The sequence below is a fragment of the Pseudomonas sp. NBRC 111127 genome (assembly GCF_001320345.1).
Taxonomy (GTDB): domain Bacteria; phylum Pseudomonadota; class Gammaproteobacteria; order Pseudomonadales; family Pseudomonadaceae; genus Aquipseudomonas; species Aquipseudomonas juntendi.
Map to the genome: position 1 here is coordinate 1 of NZ_BCBD01000199.1, position 9,401 is coordinate 9,401.

5 protein-coding genes are annotated in these 9,401 nt (G+C 64.4%); 2 read left to right on the plus strand and 3 right to left on the minus strand.

Going from position 1 to position 9,401, the window contains the following annotated elements; all coding sequences use genetic code 11:
• The 3 genes from APH30_RS24540 to putA all read right to left on the minus strand — a co-directional run.
• The coding region (locus tag APH30_RS24540) for a PmbA/TldA family metallopeptidase (RefSeq protein ID WP_371262925.1) at positions 1–343 on the minus strand (343 nt) is incomplete at its 3' end.
• Positions 344–375: 32 nt separating this feature from the next.
• Positions 376–2,178: an acyl-CoA dehydrogenase gene (locus APH30_RS24545; protein WP_054914011.1), complete on the minus strand. Its 1,803-nt coding sequence runs from the start codon at positions 2,176–2,178 to the stop codon at positions 376–378.
• A 423-nt stretch (positions 2,179–2,601) separates the two neighbouring features.
• Positions 2,602–6,555, minus strand: a complete 3,954-nt coding sequence (putA, locus tag APH30_RS24550) for a trifunctional transcriptional regulator/proline dehydrogenase/L-glutamate gamma-semialdehyde dehydrogenase (RefSeq protein ID WP_054914012.1) — start codon at positions 6,553–6,555, stop codon at positions 2,602–2,604.
• Between the two features lie 357 nt (positions 6,556–6,912).
• Here putA and putP point away from each other — a divergent pair, with 357 nt between their 5' ends.
• Both putP and APH30_RS24560 read left to right on the plus strand, forming a co-directional pair.
• Positions 6,913–8,391, plus strand: a complete 1,479-nt coding sequence (gene putP, locus APH30_RS24555) for a sodium/proline symporter PutP (RefSeq protein ID WP_054914013.1) — start codon at positions 6,913–6,915, stop codon at positions 8,389–8,391.
• Positions 8,392–8,559: 168 nt separating this feature from the next.
• Positions 8,560–9,396, plus strand: coding sequence for a 23S rRNA (adenine(2030)-N(6))-methyltransferase RlmJ (locus tag APH30_RS24560; RefSeq protein WP_054914014.1), 837 nt, complete (start codon positions 8,560–8,562; stop codon positions 9,394–9,396).
• Positions 9,397–9,401 lie beyond the last annotated feature (5 nt).

The window sequence follows — 9,401 nt, forward strand, 5'->3', positions numbered from 1 at the left end:
CGAAGTTGGGCGAGATGTGGTCGTGGCGGGCGCTGGGCACGGGTTGCCCGCGCAGGTCCAGCAGGCTATGCCGGGCGATCTGCCGGGCCAGGGCTTCGGCCTGCTCCAGGGCGCGCTGCAGGCCGGCCTGCGACAGATCGGCGGTGGCCGCATAGGCCTCCACGCCATTGACCCGTACGGTGAGCATCGCGCCCTCGTCCTGGCTGAACGAGGGTGGCTCGGCCACATTGCGGCGAACCGAAAGCGCCTGGTGCGACGGTTTCACATGGCGCAGGGAAAACAACTCGGCCGTGCTGCGCAGCGCGGCAAAGCGCTGGCGCAGCAGGGCGCTGGAATCGAACATGTGCAAGCCTCCGTGTACACGGTGGCTCCCCCTTAGAACCACTCGTCCTGCATGGTGAGGCAAGTGTCGTCGCGCGCCTCGAGCAATGCCAGCTCATTATGGCAGCCTGGTACTTCCCAGGTCAGGAAATAACGGGCGGCTTGCAGCTTGCCGAGGTAAAAGTCGCGCTCGCCAGCGTCGGCCTTGAGCAGCCCAAGTTCGGCGTGGACTGCCTGTTCCAGCCACCGCCAGCCGATTACACAGTGGCCGAAGGCCTTCAGGTACAAGGCCGAGTTGGCCAGGGCCCCGGCGACTTTACCCTGGGCCAGGTCACCGAGCAGGGTCAGGGTGACCCCTTGCAGGCGGTTGACCAGTTGCTCCAGTGGCTGGCGCAGCGGGTCGAGGTTGGGGTGGTGGCTGGCGCGCTCGCCGGTGGCGGCGATTCGGCGAAGCAGTTGCTTGAGGCCGGCGCCATTGTTCTGCGCCAGCTTGCGGCCGAGCAGGTCGAGCGACTGGATGCCCTCGGTGCCTTCGTGGATCGGGTTCAGGCGATTGTCGCGGTAGTACTGCTCCACCGGGTATTCGCGGGTATAGCCGTGGCCGCCGAGAATCTGGATCGCCAGTTCGTTGGCCTTGAGGCAGAACGCCGAGGGCCAGGACTTGACGATCGGGGTCAGCAGATCGAGCAGTTCCTGCGCCTGGTTGCGGGCGCTCTCATCACTGCCGGTCTGGGTGTCGTCGAACAGGCGCGCGGCGTACAGGCCAAGGTCGAAGGCGCCTTCGACGTAGGCTTTCTGCGCCAGCAGCATGCGTTTCACATCGGTGTGCTGAATGATCGGCACCGCGCTGCTGTGCGGGTCCTTGTTGTCCGGCAGGCGGCCCTGCGGGCGCTGGCGGGCGTATTCCAGCGAATACAGGAAGCCGGCATAACCCAGCATCACCGCACCCATGCCGACGCCAATACGCGCTTCGTTCATCATCTGGAACATGCAGGCCAGGCCTTGATGCGGCTGGCCGACCAGATAGCCGACGCACTGGCCGTTGTCACCGAAGTTGAGCGCCGTGGAGGTGGTGCCGCGCCAGCCCATCTTGTGGAACAGCCCGGCCAGCAGCACATCGTTGCGCGGACCGCAGCTGCCGTCGGGGTTGACGTGGTACTTGGGCACGATGAACAGCGAGATGCCCTTCACCCCAGGCGGGGCGTCCGGCAGCTTGGCCAGTACCATGTGCACGATGTTTTCCGACAGCTCGTGGTCGCCGCCGGAGATGAAGATCTTGTTGCCCTTGAGCCGATAGCTGCCGTCGCCGGCAGGTTCAGCGCGGGTGCGGATATCGGCCAGCGACGAGCCGGCGTGGGGTTCGGTCAGGGCCATGGTGCCGAAGAAGCGGCCCTCGATCATCGGCTGCAGGAACAGGCGCTTCTGCTCCTGCGTGCCGAAGCTCTCGATCAGGTTGGCCGCGCCCATGGTCAGGAACGGGTAGGCTGTGGTGCCGGCGTTGGCGGCCTGGAAGTGCGCGAAGCACGCTTGCGAGACCAGGCTGGGCAGTTGCATACCACCTGCGTCGTAGTCGCGGTTGGCGTTGAGGAAACCGGCCTCCAGGAACGCGTCGACGGCGGGTTTCACCTCGGGGATCAGCTCGGCGCGGCCGTCGACGTAGCGCGGCTCGTTTTCATCGGCTTTGCGGTTGTGCGGGGCGAAGAACTTCTCGGCGATGGTGCGCGCGGTGGTCAGCGCGGCGTCGAAGGTTTCGCGGCTGTGTTCGGCGAAGCGTGGGCGCTGGGTGAGGGCTTCGGCGTCGAGGACTTCGTAGAGTTCGAAGGCGAGGTTGCGGGGGCTGAGCAGGGTCTCGGGCATGGGGGCGGTCCTGAGGCGGGATGCTGCGAGTCTATGTGGTTGGGTGGGGTAAGGGGAGGTTAATAGGTTTGGGTGATATGGGTTGAGAATGCAGGGATCCCTGTGCGGGCCCTTTCGCGGGTGAACCCGCTCATTTGTTTCTGGCCAATTATTTCCTGCGGGATTGGCGCGCGAACGCCTTGGCGCCCGCCACGATATCGCGTCGTACAAACAAGGCGGTCGCGCGCGTCCGGCACAGGCAATACTGGCCGGAAACAAACGTAGGAGCGGCTTTAGCCGCGAAGCGCCGCGCGGGCGGCGCTCGGTCTCACAGGCGCTGAAAATGTTGTGTCGGTCACCTGTCAGCCCACCCCCAATCTCAAGGCGGGCACCCATAAAAAAAGGAGAGCCAAAGCTCTCCCTTTCCCTCAACAACCCTCAGCCTCAGCCAATCGTCATCAAGCTGGCGTTACCACCGGCCGCCGCAGTATTCACACTAATCGCGCGCTCAATCACCAGCCGCTCCAGCGCAATCTGATGATCCCCGCTGGACAACCCGTGCACACCCACGATCGCCCCGCCACGCTTGGCCACCTGCTGGCAAACGCCACGCAGCTGGTCCGAGTCGCCATGGTGGATCACGGCGTCGAACGCCACTTCATCCTTGTTCCAGTCCGCCACCAGCTTCACCTTGGCCTGCAACTCACGCGGCAGGCGCGCGCGCAAGGCCTTGCCCGGTTCGCTGTCAGCCCACACCGCCGAGCTGCCAACAGCCAGCACCGCAGCGAGCTGCGCCAGCAGGTCGGTTTCATTGTCGGCCAGGCACAGCACATGCTCGCGCGGCAGGATGGTGTAGCTGTTGCGCTCACCGGTCGGGCCTGGCAGCAGGCGGGCGATGCCGCTCTGCGACTGGCCAGCGAACTGGTCGCACAGCGCGGCCAGGTCGGCCAGCTGATTGCTCTCGGCCCAGGCCTTCAGACCGTGCAGCGGCTTCACCAGTTGCTCATGCAGGGTACGGTCCGGCTTGCCTTCGCCATCCTGTTGCTGGAAGTGGCGGCCAATCGCGTCGGCCGGGCGGGTCGACAGCAGGCGATACAGGTACAGCGGGCCGCCGGCTTTCGGGCCGGTACCAGACAGGCCTTCACCACCGAAGGGCTGCACGCCTACCACGGCGCCAACGATGTTGCGGTTGACGTACATGTTGCCGGCGTTGGCGGTTTCCACCACCTTGGCAATGGTCTCGTCGATGCGGGTGTGCACGCCGAGGGTCAGGCCATAGCCGGAGTTGTTGATCTGCTCGATCAACTGGTCGAGGTTACGGCGGTTGTAGCGCACCACGTGCAGCACCGGGCCGAAGATTTCACGCTTCAGCTCGTCGAAGCTGTCCAGCTCGATCAGGGTCGGCATGACGAAGGTGCCGCGCTTGATTTCGGCGGCATCGGCGATCGCGACCTGGTAGACCGAGCGGCCTTTTTCACGCATGCCCTGGATGTGCTTCTCGATACCGGCCTTGGCTTCGGCGTCGATCACCGGGCCAATGTCCACTGCCAGGCGGTCCGGGCAGCCCAGGCGGCTTTCAGCCATGGCCCCCTTGAGCATTTCGATCACGCGGTCGGCGGAGTCTTCCTGCAGGCACAGCACACGCAGGGCCGAGCAACGCTGGCCGGCACTGTCGAAGGCCGACGATACCACGTCGATCACCACTTGCTCGGTGAGCGCAGAAGAGTCGACGATCATGGCGTTCTGGCCACCGGTTTCGGCGATCAGCGGGATCGGCCGCCCTTGGTTGTCCAGGCGGCCGGCGACGTTGCGCTGCAGCAGGCGCGCGACTTCGGTGGAGCCGGTGAACATCACGCCTTTGACCCGCTCGTCACCAACCAGGCCGGCACCCACGGTTTCACCGCGCCCTGGCAGCAACTGCAGTACACCTTCCGGAATGCCGGCGTCCAGTAACAGGCGCACGGCCTGCGCGGCGATCAGTGGGGTCTGTTCGGCAGGCTTGGCCAGTACCGGGTTGCCGGCAGCCAGGGCTGCCGCTACCTGGCCGGTGAAAATCGCCAGCGGGAAGTTCCATGGGCTGATGCAGACCACCGGCCCCAGCGGGCGGTGCGCGTCATTGCTGAAGTCGTTGCGGGCCTGCACCGCGTAGTAGCGCAGGAAGTCCACCGCCTCGCGCACTTCGGCGATGGCGTTGGCAAAGGTCTTGCCGGCTTCGCGAATCAGCAGCCCCATCAACGGCTGGATTTCTGCCTCCATCAGGTCGGCGGTACGCTCCAGAATCGCGGCGCGCTCTGCCGGCGGGGTGGCCTGCCAGATCGGCGCCGCGTTGATGGCGCACTGGATGGCATTGTCCACGTCGGCGACCGTGGCTTCCTGCACATGGCCAACCACATCGCGGTGGTCTGCCGGGTTCAGCACCGCTACCGCAGCTGCCTCACTGGCGGCGCAGGCCAGCAGCGGGGCGGCTTTCCAGTCGTTGTGAGCAGTGGCCAGCATGGCGCAGGACAGCGAAGCCAGGCGGTGCTCGTTGGCCATGTCGATACCGGCCGAGTTGGCCCGTTCGCTGCCATACAGGTCACGCGGCAATGGGATGCGCGGGTGCGGCAGGCCGATGCTGCCCTCCTGGGTGCCCATGCGTTCGATGCTGGCGACCGGGTCTGCGACCAGTTCCTGGATGGAGATCGAGTGGTCGGCAATGCGGTTGACGAACGAGGTGTTGGCGCCGTTTTCCAGCAGGCGACGCACCAGGTAGGCCAGCAACGTTTCGTGGGTGCCCACCGGAGCATAGACGCGGCATGGGCGGTTCAGCTTGCCATCGGCCAGCTTGCCGACCACCTGCTCGTACAAGGGCTCGCCCATGCCGTGCAGGCACTGGAACTCGTACTGGCCCGGGTAATAGTTCTGCCCGGCAATATGGTAGATGGCCGACAGGGTGTGGGCGTTGTGGGTGGCGAATTGCGGGTAGATGGCCTCGGGTACGGCCAGCAGCTTGCGTGCGCAGGCCACGTAGGACACGTCGGTGTACACCTTGCGCGTGTATACCGGGTAGCCCTCCAGCCCCTCGACCTGGGCGCGCTTGATCTCGCTGTCCCAGTAGGCACCTTTGACCAGGCGGATCATCAGGCGGTGGCGGCTGCGCTTGGCCAGGTCGATAACGTAGTCGATCACGTACGGGCAGCGCTTCTGGTAGGCCTGGATGACGAAGCCGATGCCGTTCCAGCCAGCCAGCGCCGGCTCGAAGCACAGGCGCTCGAGCAGGTCCAGCGACAGCTCCAGGCGGTCGGCTTCCTCGGCGTCGATGTTCAGGCCGATGTCGTATTGTTTGGCCAGCAAGGTCAGCGACAGCAGGCGCGGGTACAGCTCTTCCATCACCCGCTCGTACTGGGCGCGGCTGTAGCGCGGGTGCAGCGCCGACAGCTTGATCGAGATGCCCGGCCCTTCATAGATGCCGCGGCCATGCGAAGCCTTGCCGATCGAGTGGATGGCCTGCTCGTAGGACGCCAGGTATTTCTGCGCGTCGTGCTCGGTGAGGGCGGCCTCGCCGAGCATGTCGTAGGAATAACGGAAGCCCTTGGCCTCGAAACGGCTGGCATTGGCCAGGGCTTCGGCAATGGTTTCGCCCGTGACGAACTGCTCGCCCATCAGGCGCATGGCCATGTCGACACCCTTGCGGATCATCGGCTCGCCGCTCTTGCCGATGATGCGGGTGAGCGAGGAGGTGAGGCCGGCTTCGTTGTGCGTGCTGACCAGCTTGCCGGTCAGCAGCAGGCCCCAGGTGGCGGCGTTGACGAACAGCGACGGGCTGTTGCCCAGGTGCGGCTGCCAGTTGCCGTTGCTGATCTTGTCGCGGATCAGTGCGTCACGGGTGCCCTTGTCGGGGATGCGCAGCAGGGCTTCGGCCAGGCACATCAGGGCCACGCCTTCCTGCGAAGACAGCGAGAACTCCTGCAGCAGGCCCTGAACGATGCCCGCCCGGCCGCCGGCGCTTTTCTGGTTGCGCAGTTTCTCGGCAATGCCGGCGGCCAGCTTGTTGGTCGCCTCGGCCAGCGGTGCGCTGAGGCGCGCCTGTTCCAGCAACATCGGTACCACTTCCTGCTCGGGGCGGCGGTATGCGGCGGTAATGGCCGAGCGCAGTACCGACTGGGGCAGGATGCTCTCGGCGAATTCCAGGAAGCACTGGTGACCATGGTCAGGCTGGACCTCGCCGGCGTCATCGGCCAGGCTGCCGGCATGGCCGTTGAGGTCGTTCAGGGTCGCGCCACCCTCGAGCTTCTCCAGGTAATTGAAGATCGCCTGCTTGATCAACCAGTGCGGCGTGCGGTCTATCGACTGCGCTGCTGCCTTGAGTCGCTCACGGGTAGGGTCATCGAGTTTGACCCCAAGGGTGGTCGTCGCCATTTCTTATCCTCGTTATTGCCACGGCTGTGGCCTAAGCTGGCGCCAAGATTAGCTGTAGGACAATTCGGGTGCAACCAGGTGCAACCCGAATTTTTCGAGGAAAAGGTGCAACTCGTCCGACAGTGATTTTCGGATAGGACGAAGGGTCGTTTTTGGCGCGATCCAATCGCGAAAACGACCTCCTCGCTCCAAAAAGGGGCAAGAAATCGGCTTCGTCGGAAAATGCACGGGCAGGTGCAACTTGCAAATGAAAAATGGTTGCACCCACTTTGCGTTGTTGCATAGCATTCGCCGCCTGGGTGCAACCGCAAACGCTGCGGTTGTGCATGAGATAAAAACAAACGCCAGGGCACACACATGGGCAACCCACTAACGATCACCTTCGTGATCTACATCGCGGCAATGGTGCTGATCGGCTTCGCCGCCTATCGCTCCACCAACAACCTTTCCGACTACATTCTGGGCGGGCGCAGCCTGGGCAGCGTGGTAACCGCACTGTCTGCCGGTGCTTCCGACATGAGTGGCTGGCTGCTGATGGGCCTGCCGGGTGCCATCTACTTCGCCGGCCTGTCCGAGGCCTGGATCGCCATCGGCCTGACCGTGGGTGCCTACCTGAACTGGCTGTTCGTGGCCGGTCGCCTGCGCGTGCAAACCGAGCACAACGGTGACGCGTTGACCCTGCCGGACTATTTCTCCAGCCGTTTCGACGACAATAGCGGCTTGCTGCGCATCATTTCCGCCATCGTCATCCTGGTGTTCTTCACCATCTACTGCGCTTCCGGCATCGTTGCCGGTGCCCGTCTGTTCGAAAGCACCTTCGGCATGCCCTACGAAACCGCCTTGTGGGCTGGCGCTGCCGCTACCATCGCCTACACCTTCGTGGGTGGCTTCCTGGCGGTGAGCTGGACCGACACGGTGCAGGCGTCGCTGATGATCTTCGCGTTGATCCTCACACCGGTGATCGTGCTGATCTCCACAGGTGGCTTCGACACTACCTTTGCGGCCATCAAGGCGGTCAACCCGGCCAACTTCGACATGTTCAAAGGCGCAACCTTCATCGGCATCATCTCGCTGATGGGTTGGGGCCTGGGCTATTTCGGCCAACCACACATCCTGGCGCGCTTCATGGCGGCCGACTCTGTGAAGTCGATTGCCAACGCCCGCCGCATCTCCATGGCCTGGATGATCCTGTGCCTGGCCGGTACCTGCGCCGTGGGCTTCTTCGGCATCGCCTATTTCTCGGCCAACCCTGATCTGGCTGGCCCGGTTACCGAAAACCACGAGCGCGTGTTCATCGAGCTGGCGAAGATTCTGTTCAACCCCTGGATTGCCGGCGTATTGCTGTCGGCCATTCTGGCGGCGGTGATGAGCACCCTGAGCTGCCAGTTGCTGGTCTGCTCCAGTGCCCTGACCGAAGACTTCTACAAAGCCTTCCTGCGCAAGCATGCGTCGCAGCGTGAGCTGGTGTGGGTCGGCCGCCTGATGGTGCTGGCGGTGGCCCTGATCGCCATCGCCATGGCGGCCAACCCGGAAAACCGTGTGCTGGGCCTGGTGGCCTATGCCTGGGCCGGCTTCGGTGCAGCCTTCGGCCCGGTGGTGCTGATTTCGGTCCTGTGGAAAGGCATGACCCGTAACGGCGCACTGGCCGGTATCGTGGTCGGTGCACTGACCGTGATCCTGTGGAAGCAGATCGATGTCTGGGGCCTGTACGAAATCATCCCGGGCTTCCTGCTGGCGAGCATTGCCATCTTCGTGGTGAGCAAGCTGGGCAGCCCTTCGCAGGCGATGGTGCAGCGCTTCGAGACGGCTGATGCGGCGTACCACGCTGACAAGTAATACCCGCTGAGCCGGCGGCGCCTGCTTCCACAGGGTTTGCACGGAACCTGAAACCAGTGCGATCCGTGTGGGAGCGGGCAAGCCCGCGAAGAAGCCGCCGCCGATCGACGGCCAGGCCTGACGCCGCCTGCAAGGCAAGGTAAACTTGCCGCCTTCGCAGGAGTTGCCATGAACTATCGTCACGCCTTCCACGCCGGCAACCACGCCGACGTCCTCAAACACATCGTGCTGACCCGCCTCATCGCCCTGATGTCGCGCAAGGAGCAGCCGTTCGCCTACATCGATACCCACGCAGGGCTTGGCCTGTACGACCTGCAGGGCGACCAGGCAAGCCGCACCGGCGAGTATCAGCAAGGTGTGGCCCGCCTGTGGAACCGCGATGACCTGCCGGCCATGGCCGCTGACTACCTGCGCGTCATCAAGCGTTTGAACGCCGACGGCGAGCTGCGCTACTACCCTGGTTCGCCTGAGCTGGCCCGGCGTTTGATGCGCCAGCAGGACCGTGCCCTGCTCAATGAGAAGCACCCGGAAGACGGGCCGCTGCTCAAGGAGAACATGAAGAAAGACCCGCGCGTTACCGTGCACCTGGGTGAAGGCTGGCACGTGCCGCGGGCCTTGCTGCCCGTGCAGGAAAAGCGCGCGATCATGCTGATCGACCCGCCGTTCGAGCAGGCCGATGAGCTCAAGCGCTGCACCACGGCCATGAAAGAGGCCATTGGGCGCATGCGCCAGACGGTTGCAGCCATCTGGTACCCGATCAAGGACCAGCGTTCGCTGACACGCTATTACCAGGACCTGACCAGCACCGGCGCACCCAAGCTGCTGCGGGTGGAGCTGTATGTGCACCATCAGGACAGCCCCCAGGGGCTCAATGGTTCTGGCCTGGCCATCGCCAACCCGCCGTGGGGGCTGGAAGACGAGCTCAAGGAGTTGCTGCCGTGGCTGGCCAAGGAGCTGGCGCAGACTGCCGGTAGCTACCGCATGGACTGGCTGATCGCCGAGTAGGCCGC